This is a genomic window from Rhodococcus sp. 4CII, assembly GCF_014256275.1.
Lineage (GTDB): Bacteria > Actinomycetota > Actinomycetes > Mycobacteriales > Mycobacteriaceae > Rhodococcus_F > Rhodococcus_F wratislaviensis_A.
The window spans coordinates 5,187,861-5,208,309 of the sequence record NZ_JACCFE010000002.1 but is presented as its reverse complement, the minus strand read 5'-3'; the positions used below and the strand labels follow the sequence as shown (position 1 = coordinate 5,208,309).

Sequence of the window (20,449 nt, the reverse complement as noted above, 5' to 3'; positions counted from 1 at the left end):
GTGCCATTTTGACAGGACCGTTCGGCGACGTACAGCCCAGGTCTCTAATCTGATAGTCGATGACCGACACCGACGACACCACCGCGAGCACCAACGGCACCGCAGCCTCCCCCCGTGGCGCCGCGACCCTCGCGGACTGGCTGGCCGCACGCAGCGACGCCGAACTGACGGATCTGCTGCGCAGGCGCCCCGATCTGGCGGTCCCGCCGCCGGCCACGATCGTCGTTCTCGCGGGCCGCGCCGAACAGCGGGCGTCGGTTGCCCGTGCAGCCGACAACCTCACGTCCCTGGACTTCGGCATCCTCGAACTCCTGGCCCTCGAACGCGCCGACGAGGTCGCGGTTTCCCGGGCCACCCTGCAGGACGCGGTGGGGTCGCGTGCGACGAAGAAGGCGGTCGACGCCACCCTCGACGGACTACGGTCCGTGGCGCTGGTCTGGGGCGGCAAGACGTCGCTGCGGATCGTCCCCGCCGTCACCGCCACCATTCCGTGGCGCGTCGGGCGTGGCGCCGAACCCGTCGAGACCCTCGACGAGTCCGCGATCGTCGCCGCACTGGCCGGGCTGCCGACCGTCGAGCGGGACATCCTCGAGACGCTGTCGAAGTCCAGTTCCATCGGCCGGACCCGGGATGCCGCGCCGGGAACGTCACCCGACCGTCCCGTCCAGCGACTCCTCGCCGCCGGCCTGCTGCGCTGGATCGACGACGAGACCGTCGAATTGCCGTACCAGGTGCGGCAGGCCCTGCGCGGAGAGGCCGTCTTCGACCCCACGTCGCTGTCCCCACCGGCCGTGACGGCACGCAAACACAAGCCCGCCGACATCAACGCCGCCGCGGCGGGCGAGGCGCTCGAATTGGTGCGCCACTGCGAGGACGTAGTCAAGGCCCTCGGCGAGGTCCCGGCCCCCGCGCTGCGGGCGGGCGGCCTCGGCGTCCGGGAACTGCGGCGGATAGCCAAGATGTCCGGCATCGACGAGAACCGGCTGAGCCTGCTCGTCGAATTGCTGTCGGCCGCGGGACTGATCGCGAGCGGCACCCCGGACCCTGTGCCGCCGACGGACAGTGGCGAGAACTACTGGGCGCCGACCACCGCGGTCGACAATTGGCTGACCGCCTCGGTCGCCCGGCGGTGGCACGTGCTGGCGACGGCGTGGCTGGAATTGCCGCGGATGGCGTGGTTCATCGGCATGCGTGATGCCAACGACAAGCCGGTTGCCGCTCTGTCCGAGGAGGTCCGTGCGCCGTCCGCGCCGCGTGACCGGCAGGCGATTCTCGGACTCCTGGCGGAACTGGGCACCGGACACTCGGCCGACCCCGCGGAGGTCAGCCGCCTCCTGGCCTGGCGACGCCCCCGCTGGGGCGCCCGGCTCCGGGTTCATGCGGTCGAGCGGACCCTCGACGAGGCGGCGACGCTCGGGCTCGTCGCCCGCGGCGCCCTCAGCTCCCCCGGCCGGGCTCTGCTCCACGGCGGTGACGCCGAGGCCGAGATGCACGCGTCGCTGCCCGAACCCGTCGACCACGTCCTAGTCCAGGCCGACCTCACCGTCGTCGCCCCCGGACCCCTCACCCCCGAACTGCTCGAGCAAATCGCTCTCGTCGCGGACATCGAATCCGCCGGCGCGGCATCGATGTACCGGATCAGCGAGGACAGCATCCGGCGCGCCCTCGACGTCGGCATGACGGCGGCCGAACTGCACAGCCTGTTCGCCACCCGGTCGCGCACACCCGTCCCGCAGTCGCTGTCTTATCTGATCGACGATGTCGCGCGACGGCACGGGCGGCTCCGCGCCGGGGTCGCCGCGTCGTTCGTCCGCTGCGAGGATCCGACGCTGCTGGCGGAGGTCCTGGCGTCGCCGGTGGCCGCCTCGCTGGCTTTGCGTGCCCTGGCGCCGACGGTCGCGGTGTCGCAGGCGCCGCTGCGGGAAGTGCTGAACGAATTGCGGACCGCCGGTTTCGCGCCCGCGGGTGAGGATTCGTCCGGCGCCCTCGTCGACCTGCGTCCCCGCGGCGCACGCGTCGTGACCCGGCGCAAGCCCCCGGCCCGTACCCCCGCCGTCGCCACGGACGCCCAACTCGACGCGGTCGTCCGGACCCTCCGGGCCGGCGATCTGGCGGCGTCGGCCCGCGGTTCCGGCAGCATCCGGTCCGACGGGTCGCGGGCCAGCAGCGCCGCGACCATCGCACTGCTCAACGCCGCGGCGCGGGAACGCACGAGTGTGACCATCGGCTACGTCGACGCGCAGGGTGTGGCGTCGCACCGCATCGTCGATCCCGTCAGCGTCGGCGGCGGCCAGCTCGATGCGTTCGACCCGGCGAGCGGTGCGGTCCGGCGGTTCACCCTCCACCGCATCACGTCCGTCGCCCGCGTCGACTGAGCATCTGAGTACTTGTCAACGGCGCGCGGTTAACAAGTACTCACGGCTCAGATAACGATTCCGCGCAAACGCCCAGGAATTTCGGGGCGAGCAATACCGTGTTGCTGGTATGTACCTGGCCGGGGACGACTTACCAGGAGGCAGAACATGGGTGTCAAAGCAACGAAGCGGTCACACGGCTGGTTGCGAGGCGTTGTCCGGCTGATGGTCGCCGTGGTGCTTCTGCCGCTGGCGTTCGTCCTCGTCGGCGGCGGAACGGCGTCCGCGGACCCCTACAGCCGCCTGCGCGAGCACTGGGTCGACGCACCCGGTGGGGTCGGGCAGATCAAGGTGCGGATGTGGCTCGCGAACAACGGCAGCAACAAGGCGCTCTATCTGCTCGACGGCCTCCGCGCGACCGACGACGTCAGCGGGTGGGAACACGAGACCAACGCCGCGTGGCTGTCCGATCACGGGATCACCGTCGTCGAGCCGGTCGGCGGGCAGTCCAGCTTCTACACGGACTGGTACGCGCCCAGCAACACCAACGGCCAGCCGTACACCTACAAGTGGGAGTCGTTCCTCACCCAGAACCTGCCGGACTTCCTGGCGAACAATTACGGCATCAGCCGCACCAGCAACGCCATCGCCGGACTGTCGATGGGCGGCAACGCGGCCCTGATCCTCGCCGCCTACCACCGCGACCAGTTCACGTTCGCCGGGTCGATGTCCGGGTACCTGAACCTGTCGGCTCCGGGCATGCGCGAGGCGATCCGGTTGGCGATGCTCGACGCCGGCGGCTACAACGCCGACTGCATGTGGGGACCGCCGTGGGATCCCGCCTGGCTGCGGAACGACCCGTTCGTCGCGGCCCCGCTCATGCGCGGACTGCCGATGTGGGTCTCCGCGGGCAGTGGCCTCCCCGGCCCGCACGATCAGCCGCAGAACGCCGTCGACGTGTTCAACACCGGCACCGGCATGGGGCTCGAAGCCATCGCGCTGGCCCAGAACCGCGCCTTTCAGGTGCGGCTCGACACCCTCGGAATCCCAGCGCACTACGACTTTCCGGCGACGGGAACCCACAGCTGGGGCTACTGGCAGGACCAGCTGTGGGCCATGCTCCCGATGATGAAGGCGTCGATCGGCGCCTGACATGGCCTCCGGCCCCGTGAGTACTTGTCAACGTCCCGCGGTTATCGAGTACTCACGGGCGCCGGAGGCGCATAGGCGTCCCAGAGTTCCCGATAGACGCCGCCTCGGTCGAGTAGTTCGTCGTGCGTTCCGATTTCCGCGACTCGACCTGCGTCGAGGACCACCACCCGGTCGGCCCGCGCCGCCGTGCTCAACCGGTGCGCCACGACGACGGTGGTGCGCCGCCGGGACAGGTTTTCCGTTGCGAGCCGGACGCGGTCTTCCGTCGCCAGGTCGAGTGAGGCGGTCGCCTCGTCGAGCAGCAGGATGTCGGGGTCCACCAGTTCGGCCCGGGCGAGGGCCAGGAGTTGGCGTTGTCCGGCGGACAGGTTGCGCCCGTGCTCCCCGATCGGCTGCAGGTACCCGAGGGCCAGTCCCGACACCATCTCGTGGGCCCCGACCGCTCGGCTGGCGGCCTCCACCTCGGCGTCGGTCGCGTGGAGACGCCCGTAGGCGACGGCGTCGCGGACGGTGGCACCGAACAGGTGCGGCTCCTGCGGAACCACGCCGAGTCGCTGCCGGAACGATGCGAGGTCGAGCGACCGCGTGTCGATGCCGTCCACCCGTACCGCCCCCTCGGTGGGGTCGTAGAAGCGGGCGAGCAGCTTGAGCACCGTCGACTTGCCCGCGCCGGTCTGCCCGACGAGGGCGACCGTCTCGCCCGGTTCGATGCGAAGCGTCACCCCTCGCAACGCCTCCCCCTTCCCCGACTCGTACCCGAAGTGGACGTCGTCGAATGCGATGCCGCCCTGGATGCGGTCGAGGACGACGGGTTCACCGGCCTGCGGTGTGGTGGTCGGCGTCCTCATCAGTCCACGCAGTCGCCCCAGTCCGATGACTGCCTGTTGATAGCCGTCGAAGACCTGCGAAAGCTGTTGCACGGGAGCGAAGAACAGTTCGACGTAGAGCACGAAGGCTATCAGCGTGCCGACAGTGAGGCTCCCGGCGTGGATCCGCGCCGTACCGACCGCGAGCACCAGTCCGGTCGCCACCACCGACAGGAACTCGACGAACGGAAAGTACAGCGCCATGTACCGCTGGGCCCGTAGCCGCGACTCCCGGAAATCCCAGGCCCGCCGGGAGAACTGGGCAGCGTTGTCATCCTCCCGCCGAAATGCCTGCGTGACGCGGATGTTCGTCACGTTCTCCTGCAGATAGGCGTTGACGATCCCGACGCGATCACGGGCTTCCGCGTAGGCGGGCACCGACTTTCGGCGGAACACGACGGTGGCCGCGACGAGGACGGGCACCACGAGACCCAGCACGAGCGCGAGTTCCGCATCGATCACCAGGAGTGCCACGAGAACCCCGCAGATCGTGAGCCCACTCACCACCGCGGTGGCCAGACCCGTCTGCAGGAAGTTGGACAGGCTGTCGACATCGGTGGTCATGCGGGTCATGATCCGGCCGGCCAGTTCTCGCTCGTAGTACTGCAGACCGAGCCGCTGCAGCTGCGCGAACGTCTTCACGCGCAACGTATACAGGAGTCGTTCGCCTGTCCGCCCGGTCACCCGGGCCTGCGCGACGTTGACCGCCCAGTCGAGCAGAACCACCAGAATGGTCGCGGCCGCCGCGAGCAGCAGCAGGTCCCGGGCGCCCTGCAGCACTCCCCGATCCACCCCGGTACGGACGAGGACCGGCACCGCGATCTGCGCGACGGCGTCCAGCCCGACGAGCGCCAATCCCGCGACCAGCGGCAGGAGGAGTGGCCGGAGCAGCGAGCCGAGCCCGAACGCCGGGTCCGCCGCCCGCGCCTCGTCCGCCGCGACGTCCGGGTCTCCGGTGAGCGGGGGCAGGTCGTCGAGCCGGGCCATTACCTCGGGGCTGGGCGGCGCCGAAGACAGGATTCCGCCGCCCGCGCCTCCACGGGACGGTCCACTGGCACCGGCCACCGCGGTCGCGAAGGCCGCAACGGCCCGGGCGTCGAGCACCCCGGACTCCTCGTCGCCACCCGTCCGACGCCACAGTTCGGCGGTGACGCCGTCGACGTCCGGCAGTTCCGGCGACGTGTCCGGACCGGCGGCGTCGTCGGCACTCGACAGCAGCGCACGAAACAGCGGGCACCGTTCGTCGAGTTCGGCGCTCGTCCCCACGTCGACGATGCGGCCGTGAGCCAGGACGGCGATCCGGTCGGCCAACGCCAGCGTCGACCGCCGATGCGCAATGATCAGGGTGGTGCGCTCGCCGGTCGCGGCGCGCAGTTCGTGGTGGACGGCGGCCTCGACCCGAGCGTCGACCGCCGAGGTCGCGTCGTCGAGTACCAGGATCCGCGGATCGGTCACCAACGCCCGGGCGAGGGCGATCCGCTGCCGCTGCCCACCGGACAACGTCACCCCCTGCTCCCCCACGACGGTGTCGAGCCCGTCCGGCAACGCGTCGACGAATTCCTCCGCCTGCACCACGCGGAGCGCCTCACGCACCAGCGTCTCGTCGACATCCGGCCGGCCGTACGAGACGTTCGCGCGGATGGTTTCGGACATCAGGTAGCTGTCTTCGAATACGACACCGAGCGCGGACCGCAGCGATTCGAGCGACAGCCGGCGGGTGTCGATCCCCCCGACGGTGACCGCACCCGCGTCGGCGTCGTACAACCGCGGAACGAGCATGGCCAGAGTCGATTTGCCCGACCCCGCGGCCCCGACCACCGCCACCGTCTCCCCCGGCGCGATGCGCAGCGACAGCCCGTCGAGCAGCCGGTTCGACGGCGCGTACCCGAAGGCGACGTCGTCGAACACCACCTCGAGGGGACCGCCCGGCAAGTCCACGGCGTCCGGCGGCGTCGTCACGGCAGGGGCGTTGTCGATCACCTCGCGGACGCGTTCCACGCTGGCCCGACCCTGCTGGCTCACGGTGAGCAGCGTCGCGAGCTGACGCACGGGCGAGGCGAAGGCGGCCAGGTACGTGGTGAACGCGACGAAAGTCCCGAGTGACAGGTCGCCGTGCAGCGCCAGCCATCCTCCGACAGCCAGAACCAGTGCCTGCCCGAGCATCGGGACCGCCTGCAGTGCGGGGTTGTACCGGCTGGTCAGTCGCGCGACGCGCAGCCGGGAACGGAAAAGCTCCCCGGCGCGCTTCTCGAGGTCTTCCAGTTCGCGGTCTTCCTGCCCGAATCCCTTGACGACGCGCACCCCGGTGACGGCAGCCTCCACACCGCCGGCCACGATGGCCGCCTGTTCCTGCGCATGCCAATTGGCGGGGAAGAGGTCGACGCGGCTGCGCATCGAGATGAACCACAGCGCAGGCAGAACGGCGAGGGCGACGAGCGTGAGGATCGGCGACAGCACGGCCATCACGGCCAGCGACATCGTGAACATGAGCAGGTTCCCCGCCATGTGCGGCAGGAGCTGCAGAAGCATCTGAATCAGCGTGATGTCCGAGATGGACCGGCTCACCACCTGACCCGTCTGAAGTCCGTCCTGCTTGACGCCATCCAGTCGCAGCAGCGAACGGAACGCGTCGCCCCGCAGGTCGTACTGCACCCCGAGGGACAGCTGCCCGGAGCGGTATCGCCGTGTGTACGCGGCGGCGAAACGGACCGTGGCGAGGGCGACGAGCACTGCGATCCACGGTGCCAGTGCATGATTCGTGTCGACCGCAGCATTGTCGATCACGTGCCGGACGGCCAGCGGAATGGTGGCGGTGGCCGCGGCAGCCACCGCCGCCGCCCCGTACGCGAGGACGAGATTGCGGCGCTGGCGCAGACAGTATCCGAACAGGTACCGCAGCCAGCCGGCGTTCTCCCCCGAGCCTCCCGTCGTCACTGCGCAGACACCAGCGTGGAATCCTCCTCGACCGCAAACTGATTGGCGGGACGCGGCAAACCGTAGTGCCCGCGCAGTGTGGTCTCGGTGTAGTCGGCGCGGAAGAGTCCGCGCTCCTGCAGAATCGGGACGACGGAGTCGACGAACTTCTCCAACCCGGACGGAAGGACCGCGGGCATGATGTTGAAACCGTCTGCGGCGCCGTTCCGGAACCAGTACTCGATCGTGTCCGCCACCTGGACCGGAGTGCCCGCGAACGTGCGGTGACCGCGACCGCCGCCGAGTCGCCCGATCAGCTGCCGGACGGTCAGCTTCTCGCGGCGGGCGAGGTCCACGATCAGCGTGTACCGGCTCTTCGCACCCTCGATGTCGTCCTCGGACGGCAAGTCCTCGGGGAGTTCCTCGTCGAGTGGGAGCTGCTCCGGTTCGAGATTGAACCGCTGCGCCAACTGCTTGCGGGCATATTCCGGCGAGATCAAGCTCTCCAGCTCGGCCTCGAGCTCGCGGGCCTCCTCTTCGGTGTCCCCGATGACCGGCACGATGCCGGGCAGGATCAGCACCTGCTCGGGGTCCCGCCCCAGCGTCGCGACACGGTCCTTGACGTCCGCGTAGAACGCCTTCCCCTCGTCCAGGGTCGGCTGCGCGGTGAAGATCGCCTCCGAGTACCGGGCGGCGAAATCCTTTCCGTCCTCGGACGACCCGGCCTGCACCAGCAGGGGGTATCCCTGCGGCGACCGCGGCACATTGAGTGGTCCGCGCACCTTGAAGAACCGGCCCTCGTGTTCGATGACGTGCACCTTCGCGGAGTCGGCATGGATGGCGACATCCTTGTCCGCGACAATGGCGTCGTCCTCCCAGCTGTCCCACAACTTGGTGGAGACCTCGACGAACTCGGCAGCGCGCTCGTACCGGCTCTTGTGCGCGGGGGTGTCCTCGAGCCCGAAGTTCTGCGCCGCATCGGCGCCGGCGGTGGTGACGATGTTCCAGCCGGCCCGGCCGCCGCTGACGAAGTCGAGGGACGCGAACCGCCGCGCAAGGTTGTACGGCTCGTTGTAACTGGTCGACGCCGTCGCGATCAGGCCGATCTTCTCGGTGGCCGCGGAGATCGCCGTCAGGATGATGGTCGGCTCCAGCTTGCCGCTCGGCCTGCGTTCCGGATTGCTGAACAGCACCGGGCTGTCGGCGAGGAACACCGAGTCGAACTTTCCGCGTTCGGCGGTCTGCGCCAACGAGATGTAGTGCTTGATGTCGAGATTGGCGTTCGGATCGCTTTCGGGCAGGCGCCAGGCCGCCTCGTGGTGTCCGATCGCCATCAGGAATGCGTTGAGATGCAGCCGGCGCTGTGGTGACGAACTCATGGTGTAACTCCCTTACTGTGCCGCTACCTCGACGCGGAGGGCGCCGAGCAGCGTGTTGCGAAACTCGTGGAACTTGCTGTCGCCGAGCGCTCTCGGCTTCGGAATGTCGACGGTCTCGTCGACGACGATCTGCCCGTGGTCGAGGACGAGGACCCGGTCGGCGAGCGCGATCGCCTCGTCGACGTCATGGGTGACGAGCAGGACGGTCGGGCGGTGCCGACGGATCAGCTCCTCGAGAAGGGCATGCATCTTGATCCGGGTCAGCGCATCGAGTGCGCCGAACGGTTCGTCGGCCAGAAACAGTTCGGGCTCGCGTACCAGTGCGCGCGCCAGGGCAACCCGCTGTTGCTCACCGCCGGACAGTTCACTGGGCCACGCCTTCTCGCGACCGGCAAGTCCCACCTCCGCGAGAGCCGACACGCCCGTGCTGGTGCCGCTGCGACCCAGTCCGAGCGTCACGTTGTCCAGCGCCCGCAGCCACGGCAGCAGCCGTGAGTCCTGGAACGCCACCGACACCTCCGCGGGCACGGTGAGGGTGCCGCCGCGGCCCTCGACGTCGTAGTCGAGGCCTGCGAGCGCCCGGAGCAGCGTGCTCTTGCCGGACCCACTCCTGCCGAGCAGGGCGACGAACTGGCCTTCGGGAATGTCGAGGTCCAGGCGGTCGAGGACGATCTTGTCGCCGAATCCGCGGACGAGGGACCGCACCTGGACGGCGACGCGTGCTATCGGGCGAGGGTCCTGCGCCATGACAGCGACCGCCTTTCGACGTAGCGGAGCACGGAGTCGGACAGGAGACCGAAGATGCCGTACACCGCGAGTCCCACGAGAATCACGTCGGACTGTCCGTAGTTCTGCGCGTTGTACATCATCTTCCCCAAGCCGGTCACCGCGTTGATTCCCTCGACGACGATGAGGGTGAGCCAGGCACCGGTCACCGAGAGTCGCAGTCCCAGAAAGAATCCCGGCATCGCACCCGGCAGTACGACCTTGCGGATGAACGTGGCCCGGGACAGCCCGAGGACCTCGGCGAGTTCGACGTAGCGGTTGTCGATCGACGTCAACGAGTTGTGGGTCTGGATGTACATGTGGACGACGACACCCAGCGCGATGATCACGATCTTGAACGTCTCGCCGATGCCGAGCCAGAGGATCAGCAGCGGGATCAGGCCGAGCGTCGGGATGGCGCGTTTGAGCTGGATCGGTCCGTCGATCAGGGCGTCACCGGAACGGGTCAGACCGGCGACGACGGCCAGGGCCGTCCCGATCACCACGCCGAACGCGAAACCGATGGCGGCCCGGCTCAACGACGCGAGGACATGTTCCTGCAGGATGCCCGTGGAAATCAGGTCGATGGCCGTCGTGACCACGGTCCACGGCGCGGACAGTTTTCGTGCGTCGATGACTCCTGTCAGGCTGCCCACCGCCCACACCGCGAGGAGGAGCAGGACACCGGCCAGCCGGGAGAACGGGAAGGCCTTACGCAGCCCGAGTCGGCGGATCTGCCGATCGGCGGCGGCGAGCCTGTCGACATCGGGGGCGACAGTACGTGCCGGTGCCGGCGCGGAGAGAGTACTGGTCATCGCTGCACACCGCCTCGGTACTCCGCCGGAACCGCATCAGCGGCGACGGTTTCGAATCGGCGGTCGAACAACTCGTCCGCGTCGAATTCGCTGAAGTAGCCTGCATCCGAGAGCAGTTGGATCGTGTCCTGCGTCCACTCGATGGCCGCATCCCAGTTGGCCGGGTAGACCGGACGCTGCCCGACGGAGGCGACGATGCGCTTTCCGTCCTCGGCCGAAACCTGTTCGCTCTCCACGTAGTACTTCTGGATCCAGGCGTCCTGGTTCTCCCACGCCCAGACCTCTCCACGGGCCCAGAACGGAATGAACGACTTGATTGCCGCGGCCTTCGCTGGATCCTGGAGAACCTCGACGGGCGCCCAGAGCACGGTGAGCGCATCCACGGCGTCGGTAGGCAACGCTTTGGCCCCGTCCGGTCCGTACTGGGTGAGGTACTTCGTCGCCGTCGGCTCCGACAGCGGCGCGACGTCCACCTGGTTCGATTGCAGCGCGGTGAGGAACTGCGGGCTGGGGAGTTCGACGAGCTGGACGTCGTCCTTGGTCAGGCCCAGTGCCTTCAGGGTCCGCAGGATCACCACGCCCTGGGCCTGGCCGGGCGAGAACGCGATCTTCTTGCCACGCAGGTCCGGCAGTTCCGCGATGTCCGAGCCCGGGGCGGTGGCCAGCAGGTACTGCGGCAGTTCCTTCTCCCGGACCGCGACGATCTTGGCGTCGAGACCGGTGGCGTGCGCCTGGATCGGCGGGATCGCCGCGTTGGTGGCCAGATCGACCGCGTTGCCCCGGAAGGCCTGGATCACGTCGGGGCCGGCACTGACGTCCGGCCAGTCCGACACGGTGAACGGGAGATCGGCGAGCTGACCGGTCGCCTCCAGCTGCAGTCGGGTGGTCTTGATCGACACGCTGAGCGAAGTTCCGTCCGGAACCTGATCGGGCACAGCATCATCGAGCGCGAGCCCGCCGGAGGAACCGGACGAGCAGGATGCGAGCCCGAGCGCCAGGGCGCCGACGAGCGCGGCGCGCACGAGGCGCCCGTACCCGGCGGAGGACACGAGTGAACTGGACATGATTGATCCTTCGAAGGATGAGGTCTCCGGTCGGGCACACCGGACGCAGTCGGTCGAGTGCCACGCAGCGGAGTGAGACAGGTGGAACGCAAACATATTTCGAGCGCTGGACGATGCCGGTCCGGGAGCGTCAGATACGACCCGGGCGCGTGCGTCGACAACAGGACTCGGAGCGACACGAGTCTGTACGCACAATGTCCGCCGCGGTTGTGTTCACACCAATATCCTTGCGCTCCAGCACAATCACCGTCAACATTGCTTCGTACCGAATTAACTCCGGCGCTGTGATCCGCGTCACGAAATGCCGGCCAACGGCCGCACGAAGCTGGCCAGAGGGGTCCGGTAGAGCTCCGCGAGGATCACGGCACCCGCAGACACCGGAAGGGCCCGTCCGGGAAAACTGGTGGACAGCACCGAATTCGACGGATCGTCGCACGTAGCCGACGCGTCCGCGACGGCTCGCCGCACCGCGTCGAGGGACCCCGGAATGTGGCTCACACCCTGGTCACAGACGATGAGGACCTCCGGATTGAACAGATCGAGCAAGCGCGCCGCGACGACCCCCACCCCGTGTGCCCGCTCCGCGAACAGTGCCAGAGCGGCCGGTTGCCGGCGCCGCCCGGCGTCCAAGAGGTCCCGGAAGATCGGCCGCTCGATGATGCCCAACTGCATCGCCCTGCGCACCAGCACCCGATCCGACAGGGTGGCCTGCACGCACCCGGTACGCCCGCAGGCGCATTTCTCGACACTGTGCTCGACGGGCACGTGCGCCACAGCGCCTGCCGCCGCGCGGGGGCCGTGGTGAACCACTCCTCCGGTCGCGAACGCGGCATCCACCACGTTCCCGACGAAGAGCTGCACGACGCTCTCCCTCACCCGCGGCTCCCCGAACAGCACCTCCGCGTCGATGAGCGCGCGGGCGTGCGAATCCATCCGGACGTCCAGACCGGTGCGATGCTCGAGATCCGCGCGGACCGGGTACCCGTTCCACCCCGGTATCGGATGGTCACGCACCACCCCCGATTCGGAGTCGATCCAGCCGCCGGCCGCGAAACCGACGCCGATCGGGACCGACATGTCACCGTGTTCGGCGGCCAACCCCTCCAGGGTCGTCACCGCGTCCCGCAGGATCTCGGCCGGTCCCAGCCCGAAGTGCGGATCGCGGGACCGCGCCAGCACCCGCCCCCGCAGATCGAGCAGTGCAGTGGTCACGTGGGTCATCGCGAGATGTATTCCGTAGACGACGTAGCGGCTCTCGTCGAGGTCCACCGGCACGTGTGGCCGTCCCAATCCCGTGGGACCCGAGATCTCGGGCAGTTCCCGCAGGAGGCCGCGCTCGACGAGTTGCGCGCTGGCGGTCGTGACGGTCGCGGGCGACAGCCCGGTCACCCGTGCGATCGTGCTGCGCGCGATCGGCCCCCGCTCGAGAACGGTGCGCAGCACCGTGCCCGCACTGGCCCCGGAACGGCCGGCACGCCGCGGGGCGGGCTGGGTTCGCACCATCGGTTCCCCTTCGCCGCGCGCAGTGATTTCGCTTGATCTCGGACGCTAACGAAGGAGAACGTGCAGTTCAACGGACTCGATTCCCGTGAATTTAACTCCCTGTGGCGCTAGCCACCGAGGTTGACCTCGATGCAATAGGTGCGTTCGGGTTCGGAGAAGGCGATGGGGAATGCGGTGTCGAATTCGTTGCAGAGGGATTCGTCGTTCTTCCCGTCCGCGCGCTCGAGAACCTTGACGGTCTGAGCCTCGGCACAGTCCGAGGGCAGGATCCGGCCGTCGTCCTCGAGCAGGTAGCAGGAGTTCTCGATCATGTTCGGGATGAGGCAGAGCGTGGTCTGGACGTCCTGGTCGTCGCCGACGAGCGTGTAGGAGAAGTAGTCCTCCGCGCACTGGACGTCGCCGTCGTTCTTCTGCGCCACCTCGTACGTGGCTTCGGCGTCGGAGCAGTCGCGTTTCTCGTGGGAAGTGTCGGCGGCGGTCGTGGATGCGGACTCGAAGAAGAGGCAGTCGCCGACGTCGAGAGCGTTCTTGTCCGCGCTCTTCAGGGCGAACACCCCGAACGCGGCGACGGCGGCGATGATCACCAGGACTGCGATGCCCAACGCGATGAACAGGCCCTTTCGCGATTTCTTCGGCGACGGTGGGTTCTGGCCGGGCGGGTATTGCCCGTACTGGCCAGGCTGCCCGTACTGACCCGGCGGGTACTGTCCGGGTTGCTGAGCGTACTGCCCCTGCGAGTACGGCTGTTGCGGATACTGACCCTGCGGATACGGCTGCTGAGGGTTGTTCGGCGGCTCGCCGGGGACATTCGGATCGGGACGGCGTGGGTCTTCGGGGGGCTGGGTCATCGCGAGCCTCGTCTCTGCATCGATCCATCCGGGCTGACCCTCAATTTAGGCCCTCGACCGCCCCGGATGTGCCGGTATCGGGCCTGCTCGGAGACGGCGACGTGGCGCGGTGCCGCCCGGATCAGGACAATGGACAGGCTGGCTACATCCGGCACCGCATTTTCGAGGAGGCTTCCGTGACCGACGGACCGTTGATCGTCCAATCCGACAAGACCCTGCTGTTGGAGGTCGATCACGAGCGCGCGAACGACGCCCGCCAGGCGATCGCGCCGTTCGCGGAACTGGAACGTGCGCCCGAACACGTCCACACGTACCGGATCACCCCGCTGGCCCTGTGGAATGCGCGCGCCGCCGGACACGACGCCGAGCAGGTGGTCGATGCGCTGGTCAACTTCTCCCGGTACGCGGTGCCGCAGCCGTTGCTGGTCGACATCGTCGACACGATGGCCCGGTACGGGCGACTGCAGCTGGTGAAGAATCCCGCCCACGGTCTGACTCTGGTCAGCCTCGACCGCGCGGTACTGACCGAGGTGACCCGGCACAAGAAGATCGCGCCGATGCTCGGGGCCCGCGTCGACGACGACACGGTGGTCGTCCACCCGAGTGAGCGAGGCAGGCTCAAGCAATTGCTGCTCAAGGTCGGCTGGCCGGCGGAGGATCTCGCCGGGTACGTCGACGGCGAGGCCCACCCCATCGATCTGGATTTCGACGGCATCTCCCCGGGGTCCGCGGACGGCCACTGGCACCTGCGCGACTACCAGGAGATGGCGGCCGACTCGTTCTGGGCCGGTGGGTCGGGTGTCGTCGTCCTGCCCTGCGGCGCGGGCAAGACGATGGTCGGTGCGGCGGCGATGGCCAAGGCGAAGGCCACCACGCTGATCCTGGTGACGAACACGGTGGCAGGCCGGCAGTGGAAGCGTGAGCTGATCGCGCGCACGTCGCTCACCGAGGAGGAGATCGGCGAGTACTCCGGCGAACGCAAGGAGATCCGTCCCGTCACGATCGCCACGTATCAGGTGATCACCCGGCGGACCAAGGGTGAGTACAAGCATCTCGAGCTGTTCGATTCCCGCGACTGGGGTCTGGTGATCTACGACGAAGTGCACCTGTTGCCTGCGCCGGTGTTCCGGATGACCGCCGACCTGCAGTCCCGTCGGCGCCTCGGCCTCACCGCCACCCTGGTCCGCGAGGACGGCCGCGAGGGCGACGTGTTCTCGCTGATCGGACCCAAGCGGTACGACGCTCCGTGGAAGGACATCGAGGCGCAGGGGTGGATCGCCCCCGCCGACTGTGTCGAGGTGCGGGTGACGCTGACCGACGCCGAACGCATGGCCTACGCCGTCGCCGAACCCGACGAACGCTACAAGTTGTGTTCCACCGCCCACACCAAAATCGCGGTGGTGAAGTCGATTCTGGAGCGGCACACCGACGCACCGACGCTGATCATCGGCGCGTACCTCGATCAGCTCGACGAACTCGGTGAGGCGTTGAACGCCCCGGTCATCAAGGGGTCGACCAAGAACACGGAGCGGGAGGATCTGTTCGACCGTTTCCGGGCGGGCGAAATCCAGACCCTGGTGGTCAGCAAGGTCGCGAACTTTTCGATTGATCTGCCGGAAGCATCTGTCGCCGTTCAGGTTTCGGGCACGTTCGGTTCCCGACAGGAGGAGGCTCAACGGCTGGGCCGCCTGCTGCGACCCAAGCACGACGGCGGCCAGGCCCACTTCTACTCGGTGGTGGCGCGCGACACCCTCGACGCCGAGTACGCCGCCCACCGGCAGCGCTTCCTTGCCGAGCAGGGTTACGCCTACCGGATCACCGACGCCGACGACCTGCTGGGCCCGCCCATCGGGTGACTGCCCGGACACCCGGACCGACGCTCTAAGCTGGGCCCGTGCGACATTTCGAGTTCACCGTCGACCGGCCCTACGCGAAGTCCGTCAACCAGACGTTCGCCGACATGCGACGCCTGCAGGTGTCGGCGATCGTGGTGGCCCTGCTGTTCGCGGCGGCCGCGGTCGGTCTGATCCTGCTCGCCCACCCCTGGTCGCTCATCCTCGGCGTCGTCGTGGCGATCGCCGCGCTCACGTCGGTGTGGGTGGCATTCTGGGTGCCGAAGAAGGTCGGCAGCATCGAGGACCTGTACGCGAAGAGCCCCCTGGTGCCGGCCGTCGTCTCGGAGGTCCACCCCCGTGCGATCACACTGCTGTCGCTGATCGACGTCGCGAAGCCGGGCGCAGGCAGGGCGTCGTATGCGCTCGTCACCCGCAACATCCCGATCCGCACCGGTCAGAAGCAGAACGTCGGCGACCGGGTGCCGTCCGTCGCTCTACTCAACGACCGCAGCACCCACAGTCTCGCCGCCACGTGGGAGATGGTCAGTCCGATGCCGATCGCGTGGGGCACCCGCGACGCGACCGTCCGCTCCCGTGCGGAGGACGCCATCGATCAGGTCGAGTGGGATTTCCTGCAGAGCCGGATCGCCGACTCCGAGCACATCCGCACCAGCCCCGACCAGCGAGTCGCCGTGTCCGAGCACGACCTTCCCGAGAGCCTGCGCTGATCGTCCGCTAGCCGGGCCAGCCGTCGGCCGGTTGCCGTAAGTCGCCGGCGAGGAGGGCGGCCGTCCACGAATCGCGTCGGACACCGCGCTGCACGAGCCCGGAGCGCTGGACTCCTTCGAAGCGGAAGCCGACCCTGCGGGCGACTGCCGCGGAGTCGTCGTTGCCGACGAAGGCGCGCCATTCGATGCGTTCGAGTCCCATGCCGTCCGGCCGGAATGCGAAATCGCACACCAGGTTCACCGCCGTTGTCATGAGTCCCCGCGAGCGGGCGGCGGGTGCGAGCCAGTACCCGATCTCGGCCGCCGTCATGTCGCGTGACATCAGTCCGATCATCCCGAGCACGGGTCCGTTCTCGCGTTCGCGCAGCGCCCAGGTGGGACTGCGGTCGGCCCAACCGGACGGCACCGTGTGCCGGACGAACTGCTCGGCGTCCGAGCGGGCATAGGGGGCGGGCATCGTCGTCCACTCGGCGATCGACGGGTCGCTGCACGCCGCGCAGATCGCATCGACGTCGGTGACCACCGGCGGACTTAGCCACAGGGTGTCGGCGGTGAGGGTGACGACGAACATGCCCGCCACTCTATGCCCGGAACCAGTCGACCTTTACCGCGTCCGGCCGACGGGCCGGCCGTTACCGCGTCCGGCCGACGGGCCGGCCATTACCGCAGCGCGGGCAGGACTTCCTTCTCGAAGAGTTCGAGGCCCGATGTGTCGTAGGCGGCCTCGGGGAAGTAGAAGATGCCGTAGGACATGCCCTGGTCCTTCAGCGCCGACAGTTTCTCGACGATCTGTTCCGGCGTTCCGACTCCGGGCATTCCGCGGAATGCGCCGAGTGCACCCTCGGCGGCGTCGGCGCCGACGTGCGGGGTGAGCCGCTCCTTCAGGGTGAGCAGCCGCTGCTCGACCTCGGCCTCGGTGGTGCCGATCGCGACGTTGTAGTTGGCCGAGCGGACGATGGCGTCGAAGTCGGTGCCGACGGTGTCGCAATGTTTCCGCAGAATCTCGGACTTCAGCGCGAATCCCTCGGGGGTGCCGTCGAAGTTGGTGTACTGCGCGTACTTTGCCGCGATCTTCAGCGTCACCTTCTCGCCGCCGCCGGCGATCCACAACGGAATCCCGCCGTCCTGCAGCGGAAGCGGCCGGACGATGGCGCCGTCGACCTGGTAGTGCTTGCCTTCGAGGGTGGCGGTGCCGTTGGTCCAGGCCTGGCGCATGATCTGCACGCCCTCGTCGAGGCGCCCGAGACGCGTACCGGCGGAGGGGAATCCGTAACCGTACGCCCGCCACTCGTGCTCGTACCAGCCGCCGCCGATACCCATGTCGACGCGGCCGCCGGAGATGAGATCGGTGGTGGCGGCGACCTTCGCGAGGTAGGCGGGGTTGCGGTAGCTCATCGCCGTACACATCTGACCGAGACGCACCCGCGAGGTGACTGCCGCGAACGCGGACATGAGGGTCCACGCCTCGTGCGTGGCCTCCTCCGTCGGTACGGGGACGGTGTGGAAGTGGTCGTAGACCCACAGCGAATCCCACGCGGAACCCTGGTCGGCGCGCAACGCGAAGTCGCGCATCACCGACCATTGATCCGCGGGATCGATTCCGACGAGATCCAGACGCCAGCCTTGAGGAACGAACAATCCGAAGCGCATGAAACGAATGTACCTATGCTTCCTGTTTTTCGAGCGGTGGGGAATCCGGCGACGCCGTGGCCGCCGGTGGCCACGGCGAATAGATCGGGATGAACCGGAACAGGATCGTGGCGCCGAGCAGCGCCGCTCCCCCGACGGCGGCGACGGCCGCCCCCAGCGGGACGACCGCGGCGAGCGCGCCGACCCCGAACGGCCCCGCGAACATACCGGTGTCGTGGGTGAGCCGCCACGCGGCGAGGAATTCGGCGCGGGTCGCGGGTGGGGCGATGTCGGCGCCGAGCGTCATGATGACGCCGTTGCCGAGCCCGTTGCCGATGCCCATCACCACCGCGACCACACCGATCGACAGCAGGTCGTGTGAGAAGGGCAGCGCCAGATACGACACGCCGATCACCAGCAGCGACGGCACCGCGATGAACCGGCGACCGTATCGGTCCATGAACTGCCCGGCGGGATACGAGCACAGCAGATCGACGGCGGCACCGGCGCCGAAGACGAGGCTGACCTGCGCGGCGTCCAGCCCGAGGTAGGCCGCCCACAGCGGCAGGACCGCCTCCCGGGACGCGCGGGCCGCACCCATGAGCAGCGATCCGGCACCGAGCGTGGCCAGCAACTTCCGGTGTCGGCGCAGGATCGACGGCAACGTGGCGTGTCTGCTCGCGGCGGCGCGGCGGCGCGGCGGGTCCGGGACCCTCGACATCAGCCATCCGGACAGCACGACGCCGACGAACTGCACCAGGAACCCGCCGCGGGCACCGACCACGAGGATCACGGCGGCGCCGAGCAGCGGTCCCACGAAGAACCCGAGCCGCCACATCGCCGCGAACGACGACATCGCCCGGGCCCGCAGACCGATCGGAACGGCGTCGGCCAGGTAGCTCTGGCGGGCCAGCCCCCACACGGCGTTGGCGAGTCCCGTCAGCAGTGCGCCGACACCCAGCATCCAGGGTGTCTGCGCGAGCAGGCAGACCAGCACCCCGACCGCGCCGACTGCACTGCCCCCGATGATGGACCGGCGCTCCCCGAACCTGGCGACGATCCGGCCCGCGGGCAGGTCACCGAGGACGGCGCCCAGCCCGACGACCGCGACGATCAACCCGGACACGGCCACGGACGCGCCGAGTTCGCGGGCCGTCAGCGCCATGACCGGGGCTGCGGCGCCCTGGCCGATGCCGAAGATCGCGGCAGGAACGAAGACGGTGGTGACGAGCGGTTTCAGGCCGGTCTCGCCGCTCATGCGCTCGCTTCGTCGGCCGCGTCCACGAACCGGTTGCCGACGTCCTCGAGGCCGTAGTGGCCGCGCAGCGTCGTCGCGGTGTACTCGGTGCGGAACAGTCCGCGCTGCTGCAGGATCGGGACGACCCGGTCGACGAAATCGTCCAGGCCACCCGGCAGGTACGGCGGCATGATGTTGAAACCGTCCGCCGCGCCCTGCTCGAACCACGTCTGCAATTCGTCCGCCACCTGCTCCGGTGTTCCGGCGAACGTGCGGTGTCCGCGCCCGCCGCCGAGCAATCCGATCAGTTGCCGCACGGTGAGTGAACCGTCCGCCGCGAGATCCTTCACCAGCTGGTACCGGCTCTTGTTGCCCTGGATCTCGTCGAGCGGCGGGAGCGGGGGCAGGGGCGCGTCGAGGGAGTGCCGGGTCAGGTCGACGCCGAGCATCGTGGACAGCTGGCGCAGCGAGTACTCGGGCGAGATCAGGTCGGTGAACGACTGCTCGAGTGCCTCCGCCTCCTCCTTCGTGTCCGCGATGAACGGCACGATGCCGGGCAGAACCTTCAGTTCACTCGTCTTGCGGCCGTACTTGACGACGCGCGCCTTGAGGTCGCGGTAGAACTCCTGCCCCTGCTGCAGCGTGCGCTGCGCGGTGAAGACCGCCTCGGCGTATCGCGCGGCGAACTCCTTGCCGCTCTCGGACGACCCGGCCTGCACCAGCAGCGGCCGCCCCTGAGCGGACCGCGGCGAATTGAGCGGTCCCCTGACCCGGAACCGCGGTCCGTCGTGGTCGATCGTGTGGACCTTCGCGGGGTCGGCGAATGTGCCGGTCTCCGCGTCGAGCACCACCGCCCCGTCCTCCCAGCTGTCCCACAGCGCGAGGGTGACGTCCACGAATTCCTCTGCGCGCTCGTACCGTCCGCTGTGCGCGGGGATGCCGTCGACGCCGAAGTTGGCCGCCTCGTCCGCGCCGGCCGACGTCACGATGTTCCACCCCGCGCGGCCTCCACTGATGTGGTCGAGCGAGGTGAACTTGCGCGCCAGGGTGTACGGGTCGGAGTAGCTCGTCGACGCCGTGGCGATCAGCCCCACCCGTTCGGTGGCGACGGCGATCGCCGACAGCAGCGTGACGGGTTCGAATATCGCCTGGGTGTTGTGCGCGATCCGCGGTCCGACGGCGAGGCCGTCGGCGAAGAACACCGAATCGAGCTTGCCCCGTTCGGCGATCCGGCCGAGTTCCTGGAAGTGCGCGACGTCCAATACGCGGTGGGCTTCGGTGCGGGGGTGCCGCCACGCCGCCTCGTGATGTCCCACACCCATGAGGAAGGCGTTGAGGTGGAACTGGGAATCCTGTGACAT

15 protein-coding genes are annotated in these 20,449 nt (G+C 68.6%); 4 read left to right on the top strand and 11 right to left on the bottom strand.

The features are described from left to right. Positions 1-59: 59 nt before the first annotated feature. Together H0B43_RS24805 and H0B43_RS24800 are read left to right on the top strand one after the other, a co-directional pair. A complete protein-coding gene (locus tag H0B43_RS24805) occupies positions 60-2,375 on the top strand; it encodes a helicase-associated domain-containing protein (RefSeq protein ID WP_185725521.1) in 2,316 nt (771 codons plus the stop codon). Between the two features lie 147 nt (positions 2,376-2,522). Then, positions 2,523-3,506, top strand: a complete 984-nt coding sequence (locus H0B43_RS24800; protein WP_185725522.1) for an alpha/beta hydrolase family protein — start codon at positions 2,523-2,525, stop codon at positions 3,504-3,506. Between the two features lie 41 nt (positions 3,507-3,547). On the opposite strand, the gene H0B43_RS24795 is transcribed toward H0B43_RS24800, so the two are convergent. The 7 genes from H0B43_RS24795 to H0B43_RS24765 form a co-directional block, all read right to left on the bottom strand. After that, a complete protein-coding gene (locus tag H0B43_RS24795; protein ID WP_185725523.1) occupies positions 3,548-7,306 on the bottom strand; it encodes an ABC transporter ATP-binding protein in 3,759 nt (1,252 codons plus the stop codon). Continuing rightward, complete coding sequence (locus tag H0B43_RS24790) at positions 7,303-8,664, bottom strand: LLM class flavin-dependent oxidoreductase (protein WP_185725524.1); 1,362 nt, start codon at positions 8,662-8,664, stop codon at positions 7,303-7,305. The genes H0B43_RS24795 and H0B43_RS24790 overlap by 4 nt, the downstream gene beginning before the upstream one ends. A gap of 12 nt (positions 8,665-8,676) precedes the next feature. Next, positions 8,677-9,411, bottom strand: coding sequence for an ABC transporter ATP-binding protein (locus H0B43_RS24785; RefSeq protein ID WP_185725525.1), 735 nt, complete (start codon positions 9,409-9,411; stop codon positions 8,677-8,679). Then, a complete protein-coding gene (locus H0B43_RS24780; protein ID WP_185725526.1) occupies positions 9,387-10,244 on the bottom strand; it encodes an ABC transporter permease in 858 nt (285 codons plus the stop codon). Before H0B43_RS24780 ends, H0B43_RS24785 begins: the two co-directional genes overlap by 25 nt. Continuing rightward, a complete protein-coding gene (locus H0B43_RS24775) occupies positions 10,241-11,308 on the bottom strand; it encodes a PhnD/SsuA/transferrin family substrate-binding protein (protein WP_185725527.1) in 1,068 nt (355 codons plus the stop codon). Before H0B43_RS24775 ends, H0B43_RS24780 begins: the two co-directional genes overlap by 4 nt. 294 nt (positions 11,309-11,602) lie before the next feature. Then, positions 11,603-12,811, bottom strand: a complete 1,209-nt coding sequence (locus H0B43_RS24770; RefSeq protein ID WP_185725528.1) for an ROK family transcriptional regulator — start codon at positions 12,809-12,811, stop codon at positions 11,603-11,605. Positions 12,812-12,918: 107 nt separating this feature from the next. Next, on the bottom strand, positions 12,919-13,659 hold the full coding sequence (locus tag H0B43_RS24765) for a hypothetical protein (protein WP_185725529.1): 741 nt from the start codon (positions 13,657-13,659) through the stop codon (positions 12,919-12,921). A gap of 176 nt (positions 13,660-13,835) precedes the next feature. Here H0B43_RS24765 and H0B43_RS24760 point away from each other — a divergent pair, with 176 nt between their 5' ends. Together H0B43_RS24760 and H0B43_RS24755 are read left to right on the top strand one after the other, a co-directional pair. Further along, the gene (locus H0B43_RS24760) at positions 13,836-15,515 is read left to right on the top strand and encodes a DNA repair helicase XPB (protein ID WP_185725530.1); all 1,680 of its coding nucleotides are present in this window, start codon (positions 13,836-13,838) and stop codon (positions 15,513-15,515) included. A gap of 38 nt (positions 15,516-15,553) precedes the next feature. After that, positions 15,554-16,222 carry a DUF3239 domain-containing protein gene (locus tag H0B43_RS24755; protein WP_185725531.1) on the top strand — a complete coding sequence of 223 codons (669 nt, stop codon included), beginning with the start codon at positions 15,554-15,556 and terminating at the stop codon, positions 16,220-16,222. A 7-nt stretch (positions 16,223-16,229) separates the two neighbouring features. On the opposite strand, the gene H0B43_RS24750 is transcribed toward H0B43_RS24755, so the two are convergent. The 4 genes from H0B43_RS24750 to H0B43_RS24735 form a co-directional block, all read right to left on the bottom strand. After that, a complete protein-coding gene (locus tag H0B43_RS24750) occupies positions 16,230-16,793 on the bottom strand; it encodes a GNAT family N-acetyltransferase (RefSeq protein ID WP_185725532.1) in 564 nt (187 codons plus the stop codon). An 89-nt stretch (positions 16,794-16,882) separates the two neighbouring features. Then, entirely contained in the window at positions 16,883-17,872 is a 990-nt protein-coding gene (locus H0B43_RS24745) for an LLM class F420-dependent oxidoreductase (protein ID WP_185725533.1), read from the bottom strand. 13 nt (positions 17,873-17,885) lie between these two features. Then, the gene (locus H0B43_RS24740) at positions 17,886-19,109 is read right to left on the bottom strand and encodes an MFS transporter (protein WP_185725534.1); all 1,224 of its coding nucleotides are present in this window, start codon (positions 19,107-19,109) and stop codon (positions 17,886-17,888) included. Further along, on the bottom strand, positions 19,106-20,449 hold the full coding sequence (locus H0B43_RS24735; RefSeq protein WP_185725535.1) for an LLM class flavin-dependent oxidoreductase: 1,344 nt from the start codon (positions 20,447-20,449) through the stop codon (positions 19,106-19,108). Before H0B43_RS24735 ends, H0B43_RS24740 begins: the two co-directional genes overlap by 4 nt.

Coding starts and splice junctions, on each gene's coding strand:
- H0B43_RS24805 (WP_185725521.1), top strand. CDS start 60: ATGACCGACACCGACGACACCACCGCGAGCACCAACGGCACCGCAGCC.
- H0B43_RS24800 (WP_185725522.1), top strand. CDS start 2,523: ATGGGTGTCAAAGCAACGAAGCGGTCACACGGCTGGTTGCGAGGCGTT.
- H0B43_RS24790 (WP_185725524.1), bottom strand. CDS start 8,664: ATGAGTTCGTCACCACAGCGCCGGCTGCATCTCAACGCATTCCTGATG.
- H0B43_RS24785 (WP_185725525.1), bottom strand. CDS start 9,411: ATGGCGCAGGACCCTCGCCCGATAGCACGCGTCGCCGTCCAGGTGCGG.
- H0B43_RS24780 (WP_185725526.1), bottom strand. CDS start 10,244: ATGACCAGTACTCTCTCCGCGCCGGCACCGGCACGTACTGTCGCCCCC.
- H0B43_RS24775 (WP_185725527.1), bottom strand. CDS start 11,308: ATGTCCAGTTCACTCGTGTCCTCCGCCGGGTACGGGCGCCTCGTGCGC.
- H0B43_RS24770 (WP_185725528.1), bottom strand. CDS start 12,811: ATGGTGCGAACCCAGCCCGCCCCGCGGCGTGCCGGCCGTTCCGGGGCC.
- H0B43_RS24765 (WP_185725529.1), bottom strand. CDS start 13,659: ATGACCCAGCCCCCCGAAGACCCACGCCGTCCCGATCCGAATGTCCCC.
- H0B43_RS24750 (WP_185725532.1), bottom strand. CDS start 16,793: ATGTTCGTCGTCACCCTCACCGCCGACACCCTGTGGCTAAGTCCGCCG.
- H0B43_RS24745 (WP_185725533.1), bottom strand. CDS start 17,872: ATGCGCTTCGGATTGTTCGTTCCTCAAGGCTGGCGTCTGGATCTCGTC.
- H0B43_RS24740 (WP_185725534.1), bottom strand. CDS start 19,109: ATGAGCGGCGAGACCGGCCTGAAACCGCTCGTCACCACCGTCTTCGTT.
- H0B43_RS24735 (WP_185725535.1), bottom strand. CDS start 20,449: ATGTCACAGGATTCCCAGTTCCACCTCAACGCCTTCCTCATGGGTGTG.